We start from the raw sequence: 21,000 nt of genomic DNA, 5'->3' as shown, positions 1-21,000 counted from the left end.
GGCGAGGTGTTACGCCGCCGTCGTCAAGACACAATCCAGCAGTTCGGGCGCGGCCAGCCTGACCTGGAATGCGCGCAACTCGTCGCGCCGGAATACGTGAATAGTCACCCGTTCCCCGGGCCGATATTGAGCGAGCAACTGGTCCAATCCCGCGGGGGCATCGACGCGCAGACCGTCAACCGCAACCAGTACGTCGCCCGCGGATAGGCCGCCTTTATGGCCAGCCCCGCCCTCCAGCACCGTTGCCAGCGTCAACGTGTCGCCTTGCTTGCGCGTGCGCACATCCAGCGACGGAATGTTGAGCGCGGCTTTCCAATTCATGGCAATACCGTGAGGCTCGAGCAGTTCGGCCAGCGGTACGTCGGCGGTGCCGTAGGCATAGCGCGTGATAAAGCGGCGGGTATCGACGCCCGTGGCTTCGCGGATCAGGGCAGGCAGGTCATCCTCGCCCAGACCTTGAGCCTGGCCCTGATAAAAGGCCCGGCCATAACGTTGCCACAGCAGTCGCATGACATCATCCAGCGAGTGCGTCCCGGCGCTGTCGCGCCGGATCAGCAGATCCAGGCCCAGCGCAACCAAAGAGCCCTTGGTGTAATAGCTGACCAGCGCGTTCGGCGAGTTCTCGTCCTGCTTGTAATAGCGCGTCCAGGCGTCGAACGAGCTCTCCGCCACAGATTGTTTGTGGCGCCCTGGCGAGCGCGCCACGCCGGTGATGGTCTTGCCCAGCAGGCGCAGATAATCGGGCAAACCTATCGTTCCCGAGCGCAGCAGCATCAGGTCGTCGTAATACGAAGTAAATCCTTCGAATACCCACAACAGCCTGGTCAGGTCCGGTTGCTGCAAACCGTATGGCACAAAGGCCGCTGGTTTGATCCGTTTGACATTCCAGGTGTGGAAGTACTCGTGGCTGACCAAGCCTAGAAATGTGCGATAACCTTCGCCCTGGCCTTGCTGGCCGATGACGGGCAGATCCTTGCGCGACGCCATCAACGCGGTGCTGGCGCGATGTTCCAGTCCGCCGTAGCCATCGCCAACGACCATGGTCATGAACACATAGCGATCGCTGCTGTCCAGGAATGGCGCGCGCTTGGTCCGAGGCTCGAAAAACGCGATTTGCGTTTCGCAGATGCGGCGGGCGTCTTCGGTGATGCGCGCCAAGTCCAACTTCGGGATCACGCCCGTAAAGACCAATTCGTGTTCGGCGCCGTGAGCAGTAAATCGGGCAACCTGGGGCGTACCCATTTCCACGGGGTGGTCAATCAGGGCATCGTAATCGGGCGCGCGGTACAGGCCGAATCCGTGCCGGCGTGCCGCGCCGCGATAGCCTTGCGCCTCGGGCAGACTGGTATAGACCTTCCAGCTCTCGATGCCGCGGGGCGGCGCCAGATCCAGCAGGCACGGCTTGTGATCCTGGCCTTCTACGCGCAGAAAAACACTCGTCCCATTGAAAAAGCCGTGAGTTTCATCCAGATGCGCGCCGCGCACGGACAAGTCCCAGGCATAGACAACGTAGTCCACCTGCAGCGGCCCCGTACACGGAGAGGCTTGCCAAGTATGGTTGTCCGATTTGGTGACGGCGACCGGCCGGCCGCCGGCGCGGGCACGCAGCGTCTCGATCTGGCGCGAGAAATCGCGGATCAGATAGCTGCCTGGGATCCAGGCCGGCAGGGTCAGGCGCTGGCCGGCCGGATCGGGCTCCGGTATCGTCAGGGTAATCCGGTAGCGATGGCCGGCGGGATCGTGGGGCTCGAGGCGGTAAATTACGGATGTGTCCATTCCATTATCTTACTTGCACTTATTCAGGAGACAGTTGATGAGCGAGTCGTTTGTGTTGGTAGAGACCCGTGGCCGGGTGGGCTTGTTGACGTTGAATCGCCCCAAGGCGCTCAACGCGCTGAACGACCAATTGATGAATGAGCTGGGCGCCGCCCTGCTGGCGTTCGAGGCCGACGAGGGCATCGGCGCAATCGTCATCACCGGCAGCGAAAAGGCGTTTGCCGCCGGCGCCGACATCGGCGCCATGAAAGACTGGTCGTACATGGATGTCTACGGCAGCGAATACATTACCCGCAATTGGGAAACCCTCAAGCGTATCCGCAAACCCGTCATCGCCGCGGTTTCGGGCTACGCCCTGGGCGGCGGCTGCGAGCTGGCCATGATGTGCGACATCCTCATTGCCTCCGATACGGCGAAATTCGGCCAGCCGGAAATCAAGCTGGGCGTCATCCCCGGGGCCGGTGGGACGCAGCGTCTGCCGCGCGCCGTGGGCAAGGCCAAAGCCATGGATCTGGCGCTGACGGCCCGTATGATGGGCGCCGAGGAGGCCGAACGCGCGGGGCTGGTGTCCCGCATTGTGCCGGCGGACAAACTGTTGGACGAGGCGATCGAGGCGGCGACAGTGATCGCCTCGATGTCATTGCCCTCGGTCATGATGGCCAAGGAATGTGTCAACCGCGCGTTCGAGTCCTCGCTGAACGAGGGCCTCTTGTTCGAGCGCCGTGTATTCCATTCCCTGTTTGGTACCGAAGACCAAAAAGAAGGCATGGCAGCCTTCGTGGAAAAACGTCCACCCGCCTTCAAGCACCGCTAATGGCGCCTCACAGTAGTTGCGGCCTGTAACCTTTGTGTTACCCCGGATGATCGCATCCGGGCCTATTCTGTTAACGCGTGATGCCGAAGAGGCCGTCCTGGAGACGGGATGGCCGGCTCGTTTTCCTATAACGAACAAGGAGCCCTCCATGCCTTACCGCGTTGTCTCCCGGTCTACACACCGGTCCCAAGCCATACTCGCCATTGCATTGAGCGCCGGTTTTGCTTGCGCCGCATGGGCACAGTCGCCGCAGCCGTCGATGCGGATGGTGTCTCAGGCACCGGTTGTCAGTCCCGCCGTGTCGGCCCAAGAGCTGCATGAGATTGCCGTTGATGCCTATCTCTATGCCTATCCGATGGTCTTGATGGAGGCAACGCGGCGTGCCTCGACGCAGGTACAAAATCCGCTGGCGGGCAGGGCGCCGATGAATCGGTTCGGTCATCGCACCGCATTTCCGGAGCCCGGTGCGACCGATGTCGGTTGGCCGAGTGCCGATATGTTGTATTCCAATCTTTGGTACGACGTCAGCTATCAGCCCCTGCTCATTCGCGTGCCTGCCTCGGGTGGCCGTTACTACGCGCTATCACTGCTGGACATGTGGTCGGACGAATATGCGTCACGAGGCACCCGCGTGACGGGTAATGGCGAGCAGGCTTTCATGATCGTCGGCCCGAACTGGCAGGGACACGCGCCATTTGGCACCGATGTCGTGCGCAGTCCTACCGGCACCGGCTGGTTGATCGCACGCATTCAGACCGGTGGTCCGGCTGAGTACGGGGCAGTAAATCAGTTTCAGGCGAGTATGACGGCTACGCCTGTGGCGGCGGCTGCTCCTGCGCCCAGCCTAGTGACACCGCTCCGGCGCGGCGCAGCCAAGCCGGCGACATGGCCGCAGCAACAAGTCCCCGGTACCGGGCACGCATTGACCGGATCTGCGTCGCCCTCCATGACGTCCACGTCCTACGTGACGTGGGAGCCCCAAGGGTCTGCCGGGCAGCAGGTCGCGTCGATGTCTCCTGCCACGTTCTTTACCCTGTTTGCGGAGTTGTTGCGCACGAATCCGCCGCACGATAACGACAACGCTATTCTGACCCGCATGCAACGCATCGGCCTGGCGGGGTCGCAGCCGTTTTCTTACGACCGGCTCGATCCGGCCGTGAAGCAAGCGCTGGACGATGCCCGGACGGTGGCCGGCCGCCGTATTGCTGACACGGTGACCCGACTGGGCACCCCCTTGAATGGCTGGAATACCGTGTTGTCGGGCATTGGGACGTATGGCACCGACTATGTCCGCCGCGCGGCCATTGCCTACGCCGGGTTGGGCGCAACCACGCCGAGCGAGGCGCTGTATCCGGTCACAGCCGTCGATGACGACGGCAGGCGGTTGCGCAGCGACGATGACTACATCCTCCACTTTGACAAGGGGCAATTGCCGCCGGTCAATGCCTCGTGGTCGCTGACCTTATATAACGAGGCGAACAACCTGGCTCCGAATCGTGCTGGCCGATATACGGTGCGCAGTACGGATCCGTTGAAATACAACGCGGACGGGTCGCTGGATATCTACATCTCGCCAGACGATCCGGGGGACGGCAAGAGGGCGAACTGGTTGCCAACCCCAGACCAGGGACATTTCAGCCTCAGCATGCGTCTGTACTGGCCTAAAGATCTGGCTTTGGACGGCGAGTGGGCGCCCCCGCCTGTAGAGCGCGATTGAGCTCTCCGGAGGCAACGGTGTTGTATCGTTGCCTCCGGCACCAATTCCTTGGCCGCCGACTATCTTTTGATTTGCTCGACTAGGGAAAAACCCGCTATACTTTACGGGTTTGACGCTTGCGGGATAACACGTGTGGTGAACCACCGCGCACGTCTTTAGCGCAAGAGCGGGGAATCCTGATGCAACAAAGCCTGGTAGAACAAAATCCGGTGCTTACTGATGCCGATCGCGCGGCACTTGATGCTCAGGCTTGCCGAGGGCTCTTGAGGGTATTGGCGGCGCAGGGGGCCATGGGGCTCGCAGCAGCGGCAATTGCGGGGATCATTGCGGGGACGGCGGCTGGTTGGTCAGCGCTGGCGGGAGCAGGGGCGTATTTTGTACCCAACGCATTATTTGCGTTGCGGTTACTCGTGAACGTGCTCAAATCGGGCCGGGCGAGTCCTGTTACCTTTTTCCTCGGTGAGATGGTCAAGCTGCTCATGACGGCATTGCTGTTGTGGCTGCTGGCTCGAGTTGCGCACGACTGGCTGGTTTGGCCGGCGGTGCTGCTGGGCTTGGCTTTCACGCTCAAGGGCTATCTTCTGCTGTTGATGTTCCGCAAGTTGTCGTAGTTGCTTAGAAATCATGCAAACGGTCGGTTCGCGAGAGCCGGCCACACAGCAAACAGGGTAGGGTTCAAATGGCAGCCGCCAGCGACGTATCGCCTCAGTCCGCGTATATACAGCACCATCTGGTGCATCTGAACAATATTGGCGAGAAACAATCCGTTATCGCCCAGTTCGACGTCATCAACTACGACTCGATATTCTGGTCCGTGCTGATGGGGTTGGCTGCCGTTCTGTTCCTCTGGGCTGCTGCCCGTCGTGCGACCTCCGGTGTACCCGGCCGTTTCCAGGCTTTTGTCGAAATGATCGTCGACATGGTCGACGAGCAGGCCAAGGGCATCGTCCATAACGCCAAGAGCCGTCTGTTCATCGCGCCGTTGGCGCTGACCGTTTTCATCTGGATCGTCCTGATGAACGCGCTCGACTTGATCCCGGTTGACCTGCTGCCCTCCCTCATGCGCTGGACGGGTCTGGGTGCACACCACGGCGATCCCATCTACTACCACCGTATTCTTCCTACCGCTGACCTGAACGTGCCGATGGGCATGGCGCTGGGCGTGTTGCTGCTGATGTTCTACTACGGCATCAAGATCAAGCATCCGGGCGGCTTCCTCAAAGAACTCTTCACCGCTCCGTTCCATGCGCATGGCATCGGTGCGCTGCTGCTGGCGCCTGCCAACTTCCTGCTCAACCTGATCGAATACGCCGCGAAATCGGTGTCGCTGGGGATGCGGTTGTTCGGCAACATGTTCGCTGGCGAACTCGTGTTCATGCTCATCGCTCTGTTGGGCGGTGCCTGGACGGGCCTGAACGCTGCCAGCGTTGGTTTCGGTATTGGCCATGTGCTGGCCGGTTCGGTGTGGGCCATCTTCCACATCATGATCGTGCTGTTGCAGGCTTTCATCTTCATGATGCTGACGCTGGTTTATCTCGGCCAGGCTCACGAAGGGCATTGACCCCTTTTTCCCGGCACGGGCAGCCTTGTCCGTGCCGGGACGCAAGATTTTCTTGCATTCCAAGCAGTATCCGTTTTCTTACAATTTGACTTCAGATTTCTAACCAAGGAGTTGTCATGACCAACGTCGCTTTCGTTGCTCTCGCTTGCGGTCTTATCATCGGTTTGGGTGCTATCGGCGCTTGCATCGGCATCGCATTGATGGGCGGCAAATACCTGGAAGCTTCGGCTCGTCAGCCTGAACTGATGAACGCCCTGCAAACCAAGATGTTCCTGTTGGCAGGCCTGATCGACGCGGCGTTCCTGATCGGTGTGGGTATCGCCATGCTGTTCGCTTTCGCCAACCCGTTCGTAGGCTAAGCCCCAACGGCTCATGGCAACGCCCGTCGCTGCGGTGACGGGCATGACGCCGGCGGTACGCGGAATCCTCCGCTGCAGGTCGGCAAAGTATCGAGTGCTCCGCGACGCCACTAGTGCGCCCGGGGCCGTAAGGTGTTAAAGGAACGACCGTGAATCTGAACGCGACGATCTTTTTCCAGATGCTCGTGTTCTTCGTTCTGGGTTGGTTCACGATGAAATTCGTGTGGCCCCCCCTGACGAAGGCGATGGACGAGCGCCGCCAAAAAATCGCCGACGGCCTGGCCGCCGCCGAGAAGGGCAAGGCCGATCTGGCCCAAGCCCAAGCGCGCGTCAGTCTGATCGAGGCTTCTGCCAAGTCTGAAAACCATGCCCGCATCATCGAGGCGGAAAAGCAAGCTGCCGCGCTGATCGAGCAGGCTCGCCGCGAAGCCGAAACTGAACGCGCCCGCATCATCGCCCAAGCGGCGCAGGATGCCGCGCAGGAAGTCCAGCGTGCTCGTGATGTCCTGCGCGACGATGTTGCTACGCTGGCAGTCAAGGGTGCTGAACAGATCCTCAAGCGCGAGGTTGACGCCCGCGCTCACGCCGAGCTGTTGACCCAGCTCAAGGCGCAGCTTTAATCCGGGAACGCCATGGCTGAACTTTCCACTGTCGCCAGGCCCTACGCCGAAGCTTTATTCAGCGCGGCACGCGACGACAAGGCCGGCTTGCCGGCCTGGGCCGATCTGATCGGCGAGCTGGCCCAAGTAGCCGACAACACCGACGTGCGCGAAGCAATGTCCGATCCCCGATTGGAAGACGCGCAGCGCGTGGAGTTGTTTACCGGTTTGATCAAAACCCAGCTGCCTCAGGCGGTTCGTAATTTCATCGAACTGCTGGTAGCGAACGATCGTCTGCTGTTGCTGCCCATCATCGCCAAACAATTCGTCGCGCTGAAAAATCGCCACGAAGGCACGGCGCAGGCGGAAATCACCAGCGCGTTCGAACTCAGCGATGCCCAGGTCAAAGAACTGGTCGATGCGCTCGAAACCAAATTTGGTCTCAAGCTCAGTCCCAGCGTCACTGTCGACAAGTCGCTCATCGGCGGCGTGCGGGTGGCGGTCGGCGACCAGGTGCTCGATACTTCCGTACAAGCCCAATTGGCCCGCTTGCGGGATACGCTGGCCGCGTGACGCGCGCACGGCCAGATAAACAGGATTCCAGGAGTCAATATGCAACTCAATCCCTCCGAGATCAGCGAACTGCTCAAGAGCCGCATCGAGGGCCTGGGCGCTTCGGCTGACATTCGCACCCAGGGCACCGTCGTGTCCGTGACTGACGGCATTACCCGCATTCACGGTCTGTCCGACGTGATGCAGGGTGAAATGCTCGAGTTCCCCAACAACGTCTTCGGCCTGGCGCTCAACCTCGAGCGCGATTCCGTCGGCGCCGTGATTCTGGGCGACTACACCGGTGTGTCCGAAGGCGACCAGGTCAAAACGACCGGCCGTATTCTCGAAGTCCCCGTGGGCCCCGAGCTGAAAGGCCGTGTGGTCAACACGCTCGGCGTGCCGATCGACGGCAAAGGCCCGATCAACGCCAAAGAAACCGACATCATCGAAAAAGTGGCTCCGGGTGTGATCGCCCGTCGCTCGGTGTCGCAACCGCTGCAAACCGGTATCAAGGCTATCGATTCGATGGTGCCTATCGGCCGCGGCCAGCGCGAACTGATCATCGGTGACCGTCAAACCGGCAAGACCGCTGTTGCCGTCGATACCATCATCAGCCAAAAAGGCAAGGGCGTTACCTGCGTCTACGTCGCCATTGGTCAAAAGGCATCGACCATTAACAACGTGGTGCGCAAGCTCGAAGAGCACGGCGCCATGGAATACACCATCGTCGTGGCCGCCTCGGCCTCTGACTCGGCCGCCATGCAGTACCTGGCCGCCTACGCCGGTTGCACGATGGGCGAATACTTCCGCGATCGCGGCGAAGATGCCCTGATCATTTATGATGACCTGACCAAGCAAGCCTGGGCCTATCGTCAAGTCTCGCTGCTGCTGCGTCGTCCTCCTGGCCGTGAAGCCTACCCGGGTGATGTGTTCTACCTGCACTCGCGTCTGCTCGAGCGTGCTGCTCGTGTCAACGAAGACTACGTCGAGAAATTCACCAACGGCGCTGTCAAGGGCAAGACCGGCTCGCTCACCGCGCTGCCGATCATCGAAACCCAGGCAGGCGACGTGTCGGCTTTCGTGCCGACCAACGTGATCTCGATTACCGACGGTCAGATCTTCCTGGAAACCGACCTGTTCAACGCCGGTGTCCGTCCCGCTATCAACGCCGGTATCTCGGTGTCGCGTGTGGGTGGTGCCGCGCAGACCAAGGTCATCAAGAAACTGTCCGGCGGTATCCGTACCGACTTGGCGCAGTATCGTGAACTGGCCGCCTTCGCGCAATTCGCCTCCGACCTTGACGACGCGACGCGCCGTCAGCTCGAGCGCGGCAAGCGCGTGGTCGAACTGCTCAAGCAGCCTCAATATCAACCGCTGCAAGTGTGGGAATTGGCCGTGACGTTGTACACCGTCAACAACGGTTACCTGGATGACGTGGACGTGGCACAGGTTCTGCCCTTCGAAAAAGCGCTCAAGGATCAACTCAAGGCCAAGCATGCTGGCCTGATCCAGCGTGTCGAAGACACCAAGGAACTGTCCAAGGACGACGAAGCCGAATTGGCTGCTGCCATCCAGGATTTCAAGAAGCACGGTGCTTTTTAAGGCAATGTCTGGCGTAGCGGCGGGGCTTGTCCCCGCCCTACGGTAGGGCGGGGACAAGCCCCGGCCGCCTCCCGCCGAGCCGTTACAACAGGAAAGCGCAATGCCCGGAATCAAGGAAATCCGAACCAAGATCAAGAGCGTGCAAAACACGCGCAAGATCACCAAGGCCATGGAAATGGTCGCTGCATCCAAAATGCGCAAGGCGCAGGAGCGGATGCGCGCGGGCCGTCCGTACGCCAACAAGGTGCGCGAAATTGCTGCGCACTTGATGCAGGCCAACCCCGAATACAGTCATCCGTACCTGATCGAGCGCGACGTCAAAGCGGTCGGCGTGGTGCTGGTCACCACCGACAAGGGGCTGTGCGGCGGCTTGAACACCAACATCAGCCGCGTCACGCTGGCCAAGCTGAAAGAATTCGAACAGCGCGGCATTGCCGTGCAGGCGACGGCTTTCGGCAACAAAGGCCTGGGTCTGTTGACTCGTATCGGCGCCAAACTGGTTTCGAACGAAGTTCAACTGGGCGACAAGCCCGACCTCGACCGATTGCTGGGCGCGATCAAGGTTCAGCTTGACGCTTACCTCAATGGCGAGATCGACGCGTTGTATGTAGCGGCCACCCGCTTTGTGAACACCATGAAGCAAGAGCCGGTGTTCCTGCGTCTGCTGCCGCTGTCCAGCGGTTTGGATGATCCCTTCCAGACGGGCGCCGAGACTTTGAGCAACATCTCTGAAGTCAAATCGAACTACAGCTGGGACTACATCTACGAACCCGATGCCAAGGGCGTGATCGACGATCTGTTGCAGCGTTACGTCGAAGGCCTGCTGTACCAAGCCGTGGCGGAAAACATGGCTTCGGAGCAGTCGGCCCGGATGGTTGCCATGAAGGCCGCATCGGACAACGCTAAAAAGGTTATCGGCGAACTGCAACTGGTCTACAACAAGACCCGTCAGGCGGCGATCACCAAGGAAATTTCGGAAATCGTAGGGGGCGCGGCCGCTGTGTAAGCAGGCTGCATCCCGTCAAAAAGCTATCAAGCAAGGAATCGACATGAGCAACGGAACCATCGTTCAGTGCATCGGCGCCGTGGTGGATATTCAGTTCCCCCGCGATCACATGCCCAAGATTTACGAAGCCCTCACGCTGACCGACGACTCGTCGCCGTTCGCTGAAAAGGGTCTCACCCTGGAAGTCCAACAACAGCTGGGCGACGGCGTGGTACGTACCATCGCCCTGGGCTCCAGCGACGGCCTACGCCGCGGCATGACGGTCGTGGGCACCGGCGCGCCGATCTCGGTGCCCGTCGGTCACGGCACGCTGGGCCGCATCATGGACGTGCTCGGCCGTCCCATCGACGAAGCCGGCCCCATCCAATCCGAAGAAAAGCGCGCCATTCACCAGGCTGCTCCGCGTTTCGACGAGCTGTCGCCTTCGGTCGAACTGCTCGAAACCGGCATCAAGGTTATCGACTTGGTCTGCCCGTTCGCCAAGGGCGGTAAGGTCGGTCTGTTCGGCGGCGCCGGTGTGGGCAAGACCGTCAACATGATGGAGCTGATCAACAACATCGCCAAACAGCACAGCGGTTTGTCGGTGTTTGCCGGGGTGGGCGAACGTACCCGCGAAGGCAACGACTTCTACCACGAAATGGAAGAGTCCAACGTGTTGGACAAGGTCGCCATGGTGTTCGGTCAGATGAACGAACCCCCGGGTAACCGTCTGCGTGTGGCACTGACCGGCCTGACGATGGCCGAGAAGTTCCGCGACGAAGGCCGTGACATCCTGTTCTTCGTTGACAACATCTACCGTTACACCCTGGCCGGTACCGAGGTTTCGGCACTGCTGGGCCGTATGCCTTCCGCCGTGGGTTACCAGCCGACGCTGGCTGAGGAAATGGGCGTGCTGCAAGAGCGCATCACCTCGACCAAGACCGGTTCGATCACCTCGATCCAGGCCGTGTACGTGCCTGCGGATGACTTGACCGACCCGTCGCCTGCCACGACCTTCCAGCATTTGGACTCGACCGTGGTGCTGTCGCGTGACATCGCTGCACTGGGTATCTACCCGGCCGTGGATCCGCTGGATTCGTCCAGCCGTCAGCTCGACCCGCAAGTCGTGGGCGAAGAGCACTACGCCGTGGCCCGTGGCGTGCAGCAAACCCTGCAGCGCTACAAAGAACTGCGCGACATCATTGCGATTCTGGGTATGGACGAACTGTCGCCCGACGACAAGCAAGCCGTGGCCCGTGCGCGTAAGATCCAGCGTTTCCTGTCGCAGCCGTTCCACGTGGCCGAAGTCTTCACCGGCTCGCCTGGTAAATACGTGCCGCTGGCCGAAACCATCCGTGGTTTCAAGATGATCGTCGACGGCGAGTGCGATGCGTTGCCCGAGCAGGCTTTCTACATGGTCGGTACCATCGACGAAGCCTTCGAGAAGGCCAAGAAACTGCAATAAGGATCTGATATGGCTACCCTGCATGTGGATGTCGTCAGCGCAGAAGAAGCGATCTTTGCCGGTGAGGCAAAGTTCGTGACCCTGCCTGGCGAGGCGGGTGAGCTGGGCATTCTGCCCGGCCACACCCCGCTGATTTCGCGCATACGCCCTGGTACGGTCAAAATCGTCCGTCCCGATGGCGCCGAGGAAAACATCTTCGTCGCCGGGGGCATCTTGGAAGTGCAGCCGGGTTCGGTGACGGTGTTGGCCGATACGGCCATTCGCGCCGCCGATCTGGACGAAGCCCGTGCCGTTGAGGCACGCGCCAAGGCCGAAGAAGCCCTGCGCAACGCCAAGGACAAGGCCGATATCGCCGTTGTCGAAGCCGAGCTGGCCATGTTGGCAGCCCAGGCCGTGGCAGCACGCAAATTGCGCCAGACTCGCAGTACGCACTAAGCACGACGGTATGCTTCCCTGACGTTGATCGTCAGGGGCAATACTTTCGAGCAAGCAGAAAAGGCAGCCTCATGGCTGCCTTTTTTATTGCTGCGTGCATGCGAGGGCATGTTGGTATGAAATCATTGCGTAGCGCTGCCGCCCAACGCCAGATACAGCGTGACATCGTTCAGTAATTGATCGCGTCGGCGCTGTGCCAGCGATAGCTCCGCATCGCGCAGCGTTTGCTGCGCATCCAGCCAGGTGCGCAAGTCCGCTGCGCCTGAGCGATAGCGCACACCGTACATTCGCTCTACATCTCGCGCGGCATCGAACGACGCTTGCGCAGCGTCGACCTGCGTGACGAGTTGATCGCGCGCGCTCAGTGCGTTGCCTACCTCTTTCAGTGCCGTGTACAGCGTCGTCCGAAAATTGCTCGCGGAGATCTCATATTCCGTCTTGGCGATGTCGGTGTTCAACTGCATCTGAGGCAGGTTCAAGAATGGCAGTGTCAGACCCGCACCCAGTGTGCCCAGCGGGTTTTGCAGGACATCAGATAGCGCGCTGCTGCTGGTGCCTACGCTACCCGTGAGCGTGAGCGCAGGATAGTAGCTGCGGGCCGTAGCCTTGATATTGGATAACGCCTCGCGCAAGCGCAATTCTGCGGCTCGCAGATCCGGCCGCCGGCCCAGCAGTTCCGCAGGTACGCCGGCCTGCAGGGGCGGGCTCTGGGCGTCGTCCAGATTCCCCGGCTCATCGCTCAAGGGCCAGGGCGCGCCATCACGCAAGACGGCAATGGCGTTGCGTGTTTCCACACGTTCTTGCAGCAATTGGCTCTGCGCGATCTGTTGTGCTTGCACGTTCTGCTGTGCTTCTCGCAGCTCGAGTTGCGAGACGGCGCCTGCGCCGAATTGCACCTGCACCAGTTGCAGGATCTGTTGCAACTGATCGAGATGTGCCTGCCCTGACGCGATGCTTTGATTCAGATAGGCCAAGGTCCAGTATTGTTCGCAGACCTCTGCGACCAATGACAGGGCTGTGTTTTCTTTGTCCTCTGCTGTCGCGCGAGCTTCCCAATCCGCGACATCGCGCGCGGCGCGCAGACGTCCCCATAGATCGATTTCCCAACTCAATGACAGATTGGCGTTACTGCTGCGTTGTACTGAGTCGTGCGTGTCCAGATAGCGGCTGCCGTTGGTGTTGACGCTGCCACTGGGTTGCGGCCAGAGATCGTTGCTGGCCAGGCCTGCCTGCAGACGGGCCTTGCGCAGGGTCAATCCGGCTGATGCCAGGTCGGCATTGACCGCGAGGACATCGGTGATCAGCCGGTCCAATCGTGCATCGCCAAAGCCCTTCCACCACGCCTGTTTGGCGATGTCCACGGCGGGATGCGTAGCATGCAGGGTAATGGGATGTTGCGAGCCATTTGCGGTGGTGATGCCCTGGTTGTAATTCGCAGGGACTTGCAGCTCGCGCGTTGGCGGTGCATCGGTCGAGGCGCAGGCCGACAGCAGCGCGACGCCGGCCATGACAACAGAGAAACGGAAAAATGACGATTTCATTCGCGTGCCAACGCCTCTACCGGATCCAGTTGCGCAGCATTGCGTGCGGGCAGAAAACCGAACACCACGCCTATCAGGCTGGAACATACAAAGGCCGCAATAATGGAAAAACTCGAAAACGACAGACTGAAGCCGCTGCCTGCATGGATCAGCCAGCCAACACTCAGCGCACACAACACACCAAGAACACCGCCCAGCATGCAGACCACGACGGCTTCGATCAAAAACTGCTGCATGATGTCGCTCTGGCGCGCACCCACTGCCATACGTACGCCTATCTCGCGAGTACGCTCGGTGACAGAGACCAGCATGATGTTCATCACGCCTATCCCTCCTACGATCAACGAGATCATCGCAATCGCGCCGACCATCAAGGTCATGGTTTGCGTCGTTTTCTCGATGGTTTCGCGGATTTCTGCGGTGTTGTTCAGAAAGAAATCCTGCGTGCCGTGACGCAGCAGCAGTACCTTGGTAATGGCCTGCGCCGCAGCATCCATCGGCGTATCGTCACTGACCCGTACCGTGATGCTGGACAGATAAGATTGCCCCAACATGCGAGACATGACAGACGTATATGGTACCCAGGCACGCAGGTCGCTGCTGTTGCCAAAGCCCGTCGTTTGTTTCTGTGTCACGCCTATCACCATGCAAGGCACTTGACCTAACAAGATGATCTGACCGATAGGATCTTCTCCATGCGGAAAGAGCTGCGCGCGGGTGTTCGGATCGATCACGACAGTTCGATCGATACGATCGACGGCCTGGGCATCAAAGAAAGCGCCTTCGTGGATCTTCAGTCCCTTGGCCCGGAAATATTGATCGCCAACGCCATAGACTTGCGTGGTCACCGAGATGTTTCCCCGGCGAGCGGTGACGGATGTCGACACGTTAGGCGTGACGCTATCGACATAGCTCTGGCTGGCCAGGGCCTGCGCATCCGTGGCTCGCAATGTCTGGACTTTGCCCGATCGCATGTCGCCAAATCCACTGCCCGGATACACGTCAATGGTATTGGTGCCCAGCGAATTGATATTGCTCAGTACTTGTTCTTGCGTGCCTTTGCCCAATGCGACGACCAGCACCACTGATGCGATGCCGATCACAATCCCCAACATGGTCAGCAGGGTACGCAGCCGATGCGCGTTCATGGCCAGCAACGCCATGCGGAAGGCTTCGGCAAAGCGGTCCCATTGCGCCAGCAGTTGAGTGACCAGCCCTCGGGGTGCGGTAGCGGCTGGCAGATCCTCGTCATGTTGATCTGTGCGCGATACGTTCGGCACCGCGTCGCGCACAGGCATGGACGTCGAGGTCAATACCGAGGGATTTTCCCGGTCGGCAATCATCGCGCCATCGTGCAGCTCGATAATGCGCTGCGCATGCTGCGCGACCGACATGTCATGAGTCACGAGAATAATCGTGTGCCCTTGGGCATGCAGCTCTTGCAGAATGCCCATGACCTCTTCACCCGACCGGCTATCCAGCGCACCAGTAGGTTCGTCGGCCAGAATGACCTGCCCGCCATTCATCAAGGCACGCGCAATACTGACGCGCTGCTGCTGTCCGCCAGACAATTGGCCCGGACGATGGCCGATACGATCCGCCAGCTTCAGGCGCGCCAATAACTGATGTGCGCGCGCATGCCTGGTACTGCGGGCTTGTCCTGCATACACTGCGGGTACTTCGACATTGCCTTGCGCATTCAGATCGCCCAGCAAGTGGTAGCGCTGGAACACAAACCCGAAATGCTCGCGCCGCAATTGTGCGAGCTCATCCGGTGACATCAAATGCGTCTCGCGTCCCGCGACGCGATAGACGCCTTCGGTGGGACGATCCAGGCAGCCCAGGATGTTCATCAGGGTCGATTTGCCTGACCCCGATGCGCCGACAATAGCGACCATCTCGCCTGCGTGGATATCCAGATCCAGATGCTTGAGCACCGTCAGGGTTTCGTCGCCCGCAGGAAAGCTGCGGCTCAGCCCGCGCAGTTGCAGCAGTGCGTCGGACATATCAGAAACCCATGGGCGGAGGGCCGCCGCGTCGGCGATTGTTCGCAGCGGTGGCGTTGAGGCCTGCAGCGGCTTCGCCCACCACGACGCGCTCGCCCTGCTTCAGGCCAGACAGCACTTCGACATTCGCACGATTATTGATGCCGATCTTGATGGCGCGGGGCTGCGGACGTCCGTCCTGGCCGACGACCTGCACCATGTAGCCGCCATCGGGACCCTGCGGCCCGAGCGCCGTTGCAGGGATGATCAAGGCGTCCTGGGCATCGGCGAGCACGACGTGGACTTCGGCCGTCATATACGTGCGCAGCTCATTGGACGGATTGGCGATGTCAAACAGCCCGTTGTAATAGATCGCCGTGCTCGTCGAACTCGAGCTCGAACTGGAGGCGCTGGACGAACTGGTGGAGTCTTCGCTCGTGATCGATTCCGGCGCGGGCTCTATTTTTCGCAGCGTGCTTTCGTAGCGTTTGCCGGTATTGCCCAGTATCGTGAAATAGACCTTCTGGCCCGCTTTGGCGCGTACGACATCGGCCTCGGATATCTCGGCATAGACCGTCATGGTGCTCAAGTCGCCCAGCATGACTATCGTAGGGGTGCTTTGATTGGCGTTGACCGTCTGGCCCTGTTTGGACACCACGGCCAACACCGTGCCATCCATCGGGGCCGTGATCTTGGTGTAATCCAGATTCGTCTGTGCGGTAGAGACGCTGGTCTCTTCGCTGGCGATGGACGCATTCAAGGCGCGGATCTGCGCCCGAGTGGCGTTCAGATTGGCCAGCGCCGTATCGTAGTCCGCCTGGGATGAGGCCTGTGCAGCGAGCATGGTTTGTTGCCGCTTATAGGCCAGTTCGTATTGCCGCAGGTTTGCTACCTGCACGTCGCGCGAGGCTCGGGCATTTTCCAATGAGGCTTGAGCGCTTTTCAGGGCATTGACCTGGGTCCGAGAATCAATTTCGGCAATCAGATCGCCGGATTTCACCTGATCGCCGAGTTCGACCTTGAGTGATTCGATGCGGCCGGAGGCCTGCGCGCCCACGCTGACCAGTTTGGACGGTTTGATGGTGCCCACGGCCACGACCGAGTCTTCTATGCTGCCTCGGGTCACCGGCGAGGTCGCCAGGCTGGGGGTGGCAGGCTTGGGCCAGAATAGCATCGCGGCGACAGCGGCGATAAGCAGGCACACGACAATCAGCCAGGTGCGGGGGCGGCGAAAAAAGGAGGACTTCACTTGATTAAGCTCAGCGGATGAGGCCGAGAAAGGGAGGAGGGCATGTTGTGCGGATCGAGGCAGAGACTAACATCAACAGAAGCGAACGGCGCCGATCTTAGCCGTTTCAGCATGCCCGGGGTGGGCTTCGAAACGCCCTGAAGCTGTTACAGTCTGAAGGCCCGCATGCGCAGCCGCAATGCTCAGAATATGTCGTTCTTTGTCAACATGGCCTTGGGGTATGTCGTAACATATCAATCGCATAGAGGACCTGCTACGTCGCGACAAAAAAAACCGCGTGCAATTCAGGTGAATAAAATGGATGCTCCTTTCCATGAACGAGGAACTCTGCGTGCACCGCTTACTCATCGTCGATGACGATGTGGACATCCGAACCCTGCTGGCCGAACAACTAGGCCGCGCGGGCTATCGGGTGGTTACCGCCAGCCAGGGCACTGAAATGCGCTCTATCCTGGACCGAGAACACATCGATCTGATTGTGTTGGACTTGAACCTGCCCGGCGAAGACGGCCTGACCCTATGCCGGGATCTGCGGGCCAAATCGAGAACGCCCGTCATCATGCTGACGGCGCGCGGCGAGGCCATCGACCGGGTGCTGGGCCTGGAGATGGGGGCCGATGATTATCTGGCCAAGCCTTTCGAGCCGCGCGAATTACTGGCGCGTATTCGCAACGTGTTGCGCCGCACCGAGGCGCTGCCCGTCAATCTCGAGCCGCTCGCCATCCGCCGGGCTCACTTCGTGGGCTGGATGTTCGATCTGGAGCGGCGTCATCTGGTGGACCCGGGCGGACGCGTCATCATGTTGTCGGGGGCGGAATTCCGTTTGCTGCGCGTGTTTGTCGGCCATGCCAACAAGATCCTTTCGCGCGAGCAGCTGGCCTCGCTGACCTCGCGCCGCGAATACGAGGGACAGGAGCGAGCCATCGATCTGCAGGTCAGCCGCTTGCGTCATAAATTCGGCACGGCGGGCGGCAGCATCGGTCCGATCAAAACCGTGCGCAACGAAGGCTACGTCCTGGCCGCAGCGGTTACGTTGGAATGAAACGCCTGCGCCGGTTCTTCGGTACGATGGCCGGCCGGCTGTTTCTGATCTTGCTGTTGGGAATGTCAGCCGCAGCGTTACTGGCGACCGTCCTGGCTGAAGCCCGCCGTCAACAAGACGAAGAGCACCAGAATATGGTGCGTGCAGCCGATCGTTTGCATGGTTACGTCAACATGCTGGACAACAGCCCGGCAGAATTGCGGCAGCGTCTGATCGAGTTAGGTGGACCCGGTATTCATCGCGCGCCCTCTGATGTCCAGACAGAGGAGCCGGACACGAAGTTTGCCCAGGTATTGGCCTCGCAGTATGCGCGCTTTTCCCAGGTCCGTGTGCAGACGGCGGACGAGTTCGTATGCCGTCCCCCGCTGCCCGATTTCGTGCCGCAACCTGGGCGAGATGATGAGTTCGATCCCGACATGCCAGAGCCGACGTGCCGCATTGTCCAGATTCAACTGCAGGACGGTACACCGCTTGTGCTGGCAATGGGCGGTCCGCCCGTCATGCGGGTCAAGGCGCTTGCGGCAGACCCGATTTATATTTCGCTGCTCACCCTATGCATTGGATTGCTGGCATTTACGGTGGCGCGTCTGGCCAGCCGGCCTTTGCGTCAACTCGCCGATGCGGCCGATGAGCTGGGGCAAAATCTGGAGCGGCCGCCGTTGATATTACGCGGCCCGCTCGAAGTCCGCCGTGCGGCCGATGCATTCAACGCCATGCAACGCCGCTTGCAACGGCACCTGGAGGAACGCACGCACATGTTGGCGGCGATCACGCACGATCTGCAGACGCCCATGACGCGTTTGCGCCTGCGCTTCGAGGACGTTGCCGACGAAGCGTTGCGCGAACGATTGATTGCCGATTTAGGCGCGATGCGGGCGCTGGTCCGAGAGGGCCTGGATCTTGCGCGCAGCGCCACCACGTCAGAGGCGCCCGTTGCGCTGGATCTGGATTCTTTGCTGGAAAGCATCATTGAGGACGCGGCAGAGACCGGCCATGACGCGGTATTTGAACAAGGCTGTGGTGCAGTACTGATGCTGCGGCCTTTGGCCATGCAGCGGCTTTTTTCGAATTTGGTGGACAATGCCTTGAAGTACGGGCATCAGGTTCGAGTCTCTGCCCGCGCCGACGAGAGTGGTGTAACGGTTGAGGTGTGCGATGCCGGGCCAGGCATGCCGGCAGACATGTTCGAGGCGGTATTCCAGCCGTTTGTCAGGCTAGAGACATCTCGCTCTCGCGAGACAGGCGGGGTAGGTTTGGGGCTGACCATCGCTCGCACCCTGGCTGCCAACGATGGTGCCACCGTAACGTTGAGCAACCGCACAGAAGGAGGATTGCAGGCGACGGTCCATTGGTCGCGTCCGCGCTATGCGGACAAGTCCTAATCGTTGCCCCTCAAAGCCCCTCAATTTTCAGGATAGGCGCTATGTTGGCGCCACCCCTATCATTTGGTGTCAAATAGGTGGCGTTTTCGCGCGTGAGCGATTCAATGCCAAACTGGCTCTGTCCAGTGAATAAAAAGAACAACATGCCAAATGTAGAGAGAGGATTCATGTCTGATGTCATCCTGCCGACGGTCACCTCGGCGCAAACGCCTGAGGTGCGCCAGCGATTGCTGACCTCGCTGTCCACTATCGTGGGCGCTTCGCAGGTGCTCACGGACGATCGGGCGATGCGCCGCTATTGCACCGGTTTTCGTTTCGGCCGGGGCAAGGCACTCGCGGTCGTGCGCCCTGGCTCGCTGGTCGAGCAATGGAAAGTCCTGGAACAATGCGTGGCGGCAGGCGTGGCCATCATCGCCCAGGCGTCGAATACCGGCCTGACGGGCGGCTCTACCCCGCATGGCGAGGACTACGATCGCGATATCGTCATCATCAGCACCAGCCGCATCAAGAAAGTGCACGTGATCGAAGACGGCCGCCAGGTGGTATGCCTGCCGGGCTCGACGCTCGATCAGCTAGAGCGAGTGCTCAAGCCATTGGGGCGTGAGCCGCATTCGGTCATTGGATCATCTTGTATTGGGGCGTCGGTCATCGGCGGCGTGTGCAATAACTCGGGCGGCTCTCTCGTCAATCGTGGGCCCGCCTATACAGAGATGGCGCTGTACGGGGCTGTTGATGCAGAGGGAAAACTGCATCTGGTCAATCACCTGGGTATCGAGCTTGGGGCCGATCCGGAATCGATCCTGGCCAAGCTCGAGAGCCGTGGGTTTTCGGACCAGGACGTCGTGCGTGACGCCGGCGCCGCCTCAGATCATGGCTACGCCAAGCATGTCCGTGATATCGATGCCTCAACCCCTGCTCGCTACAACGCCGACCCGCTGCGTTTGCGCGAGGCCTCGGGCTCTGCAGGCAAGGTCATGGTCTTTGCGGTCAGACTCGATACCTTTCCCGCCGCACGTGGCGCCAAGGTGTTCTATATCGGTACGAACGACACCTCGGTGCTGACTGACATTCGTCGTCATGCATTAGGCACGTTCGAGCATCTGCCCATTGCTGGTGAATACGTGCATCGAGATGCTTTTGATGTGGCGGCGCGCTATGGCAAAGATCTCTTCTGGATCATCGAGCATTTCGGCACGGATCGCTTGCCGGCGTTCTTCAACCTGAAAAATCGCTGCGACGCATTCTTTGAACGGCTCGGTATTTTTCCCGCCAATCTCAGCGACCGTCTGATGCAATTTTTCAGCCGGCTGCTACCCAATCATCTGCCGGCTCGGCTGCTGGCTTATCGCAATGAGTACGAGCATCACCTGATGCTCAAGATCCCGGCCGAAGGGGTCGCCGAAGCACAGGCCTTTTTATCCCAGTATTTTGCACAAGGCCGAGGCGGTTATTTCGAATGCACCGAGGAAGAAGGCAGGAAGGCCTTTCTGCATCGCTTTGCGGCAGCCAGTGCGGCGGTCCGCTACCGGGCTGTGCATGGTTCGACGGTAGAAGACATCGTTGCATTGGACATCGCATTGCGGCGCGACGACCGCGATTGGTTCGAGCGTCTGCCGGCGAAGTTCGATGATGCGATCGAGATGAAACTGTACTACGGGCATTTTTTGTGCCACGTTTTTCATCAGGACTACATCATTCGCAAGGGGCACGATTGCATGGCGATCGAGCACCAGATGCTGGAACTGCTGGATGCCAGAGGCGCCGAGTATCCCGCCGAGCACAATGTAGGCCATCTATATCAGGCCAAGCCGCAGTTGCAGGCTTTTTATAAGAAGCTGGACCCGTGCAACTGCTTTAACCCGGGTATTGGATTTCTGTCCAAGTACGTGAATTATCGGGAGTAATGCCGCGACGGCTAAGGTGCCCGCATTGTCGG

At 60.1% G+C, this 21,000-nt stretch carries 19 protein-coding genes; 14 read left to right on the top strand and 5 right to left on the bottom strand.

The window, feature by feature from the left end:
• Positions 1 to 9 precede the first annotated feature (9 nt).
• The gene (locus ACYVI2_RS09615) at positions 10 to 1,776 is read right to left on the bottom strand and encodes a M61 family metallopeptidase (protein WP_415818931.1); all 1,767 of its coding nucleotides are present in this window, start codon (positions 1,774 to 1,776) and stop codon (positions 10 to 12) included.
• Positions 1,777 to 1,813: 37 nt separating this feature from the next.
• On the opposite strand from ACYVI2_RS09615, the gene ACYVI2_RS09610 reads away from it, so the two are divergent.
• From ACYVI2_RS09610 to ACYVI2_RS09560, 11 genes are all read left to right on the top strand, one after another.
• Positions 1,814 to 2,590, top strand: a complete 777-nt coding sequence (locus ACYVI2_RS09610; protein WP_415818930.1) for an enoyl-CoA hydratase — start codon at positions 1,814 to 1,816, stop codon at positions 2,588 to 2,590.
• Positions 2,591 to 2,738: 148 nt separating this feature from the next.
• Entirely contained in the window at positions 2,739 to 4,307 is a 1,569-nt protein-coding gene (locus tag ACYVI2_RS09605; RefSeq protein ID WP_415818929.1) for a DUF1254 domain-containing protein, read from the top strand.
• A gap of 179 nt (positions 4,308 to 4,486) precedes the next feature.
• A complete protein-coding gene (locus tag ACYVI2_RS09600; protein WP_415818928.1) occupies positions 4,487 to 4,918 on the top strand; it encodes an ATP synthase subunit I in 432 nt (143 codons plus the stop codon).
• Between the two features lie 68 nt (positions 4,919 to 4,986).
• Complete coding sequence (gene atpB / locus ACYVI2_RS09595) at positions 4,987 to 5,868, top strand: F0F1 ATP synthase subunit A (protein ID WP_415818927.1); 882 nt, start codon at positions 4,987 to 4,989, stop codon at positions 5,866 to 5,868.
• 116 nt (positions 5,869 to 5,984) lie between these two features.
• On the top strand, positions 5,985 to 6,227 hold the full coding sequence (atpE, locus tag ACYVI2_RS09590; protein WP_003815363.1) for a F0F1 ATP synthase subunit C: 243 nt from the start codon (positions 5,985 to 5,987) through the stop codon (positions 6,225 to 6,227).
• A gap of 149 nt (positions 6,228 to 6,376) precedes the next feature.
• Positions 6,377 to 6,847: a F0F1 ATP synthase subunit B gene (locus ACYVI2_RS09585; protein WP_415818926.1), complete on the top strand. Its 471-nt coding sequence runs from the start codon at positions 6,377 to 6,379 to the stop codon at positions 6,845 to 6,847.
• Between the two features lie 12 nt (positions 6,848 to 6,859).
• Positions 6,860 to 7,399, top strand: a complete 540-nt coding sequence (locus ACYVI2_RS09580; protein WP_415818925.1) for a F0F1 ATP synthase subunit delta — start codon at positions 6,860 to 6,862, stop codon at positions 7,397 to 7,399.
• Positions 7,400 to 7,438: 39 nt separating this feature from the next.
• Complete coding sequence (gene atpA / locus ACYVI2_RS09575) at positions 7,439 to 8,980, top strand: F0F1 ATP synthase subunit alpha (RefSeq protein WP_415818924.1); 1,542 nt, start codon at positions 7,439 to 7,441, stop codon at positions 8,978 to 8,980.
• Between the two features lie 100 nt (positions 8,981 to 9,080).
• Entirely contained in the window at positions 9,081 to 9,986 is a 906-nt protein-coding gene (atpG, locus tag ACYVI2_RS09570) for a F0F1 ATP synthase subunit gamma (RefSeq protein ID WP_415818923.1), read from the top strand.
• Positions 9,987 to 10,029: 43 nt separating this feature from the next.
• Positions 10,030 to 11,430 (top strand): F0F1 ATP synthase subunit beta, encoded by a 1,401-nt coding sequence (atpD, locus tag ACYVI2_RS09565; protein WP_415818922.1) that lies wholly within the window; start codon positions 10,030 to 10,032, stop codon positions 11,428 to 11,430.
• A 9-nt stretch (positions 11,431 to 11,439) separates the two neighbouring features.
• Positions 11,440 to 11,865 (top strand): F0F1 ATP synthase subunit epsilon, encoded by a 426-nt coding sequence (locus tag ACYVI2_RS09560; protein WP_415818921.1) that lies wholly within the window; start codon positions 11,440 to 11,442, stop codon positions 11,863 to 11,865.
• Between the two features lie 122 nt (positions 11,866 to 11,987).
• Here ACYVI2_RS09560 and ACYVI2_RS09555 read toward each other — a convergent pair whose 3' ends face one another.
• The 3 genes from ACYVI2_RS09555 to ACYVI2_RS09545 are packed head-to-tail and all read right to left on the bottom strand — an operon-like array spanning position 11,988 to position 16,640.
• Entirely contained in the window at positions 11,988 to 13,406 is a 1,419-nt protein-coding gene (locus tag ACYVI2_RS09555; protein WP_415818920.1) for an efflux transporter outer membrane subunit, read from the bottom strand.
• Entirely contained in the window at positions 13,403 to 15,412 is a 2,010-nt protein-coding gene (locus ACYVI2_RS09550; protein ID WP_415818919.1) for a MacB family efflux pump subunit, read from the bottom strand. The genes ACYVI2_RS09555 and ACYVI2_RS09550 overlap by 4 nt, the downstream gene beginning before the upstream one ends.
• A 1-nt stretch (position 15,413) precedes the next feature.
• Entirely contained in the window at positions 15,414 to 16,640 is a 1,227-nt protein-coding gene (locus ACYVI2_RS09545) for an efflux RND transporter periplasmic adaptor subunit (protein WP_415818918.1), read from the bottom strand.
• 331 nt (positions 16,641 to 16,971) lie between these two features.
• Here ACYVI2_RS09545 and ACYVI2_RS09540 point away from each other — a divergent pair, with 331 nt between their 5' ends.
• Together ACYVI2_RS09540 and ACYVI2_RS09535 are read left to right on the top strand one after the other, a co-directional pair.
• A complete protein-coding gene (locus ACYVI2_RS09540) occupies positions 16,972 to 17,682 on the top strand; it encodes a response regulator (RefSeq protein ID WP_460490298.1) in 711 nt (236 codons plus the stop codon).
• Positions 17,679 to 19,064 (top strand): ATP-binding protein, encoded by a 1,386-nt coding sequence (locus tag ACYVI2_RS09535; protein WP_415818916.1) that lies wholly within the window; start codon positions 17,679 to 17,681, stop codon positions 19,062 to 19,064. The genes ACYVI2_RS09540 and ACYVI2_RS09535 overlap by 4 nt, the downstream gene beginning before the upstream one ends.
• A gap of 10 nt (positions 19,065 to 19,074) precedes the next feature.
• Here the strand turns inward: ACYVI2_RS09535 and ACYVI2_RS09530 are convergent, their stop codons facing one another.
• Positions 19,075 to 19,233 (bottom strand): hypothetical protein, encoded by a 159-nt coding sequence (locus tag ACYVI2_RS09530; RefSeq protein ID WP_415818915.1) that lies wholly within the window; start codon positions 19,231 to 19,233, stop codon positions 19,075 to 19,077.
• On the opposite strand from ACYVI2_RS09530, the gene dld reads away from it, so the two are divergent.
• Positions 19,232 to 20,968 carry a D-lactate dehydrogenase gene (gene dld, locus ACYVI2_RS09525; protein WP_415818914.1) on the top strand — a complete coding sequence of 579 codons (1,737 nt, stop codon included), beginning with the start codon at positions 19,232 to 19,234 and terminating at the stop codon, positions 20,966 to 20,968. The genes ACYVI2_RS09530 and dld overlap by 2 nt on opposite strands.
• Positions 20,969 to 21,000: the final 32 nt, after the last annotated feature.

Source organism: Bordetella tumbae, assembly GCF_054780995.1.
This window is presented reverse-complemented; position numbering and strand designations above follow the sequence as displayed.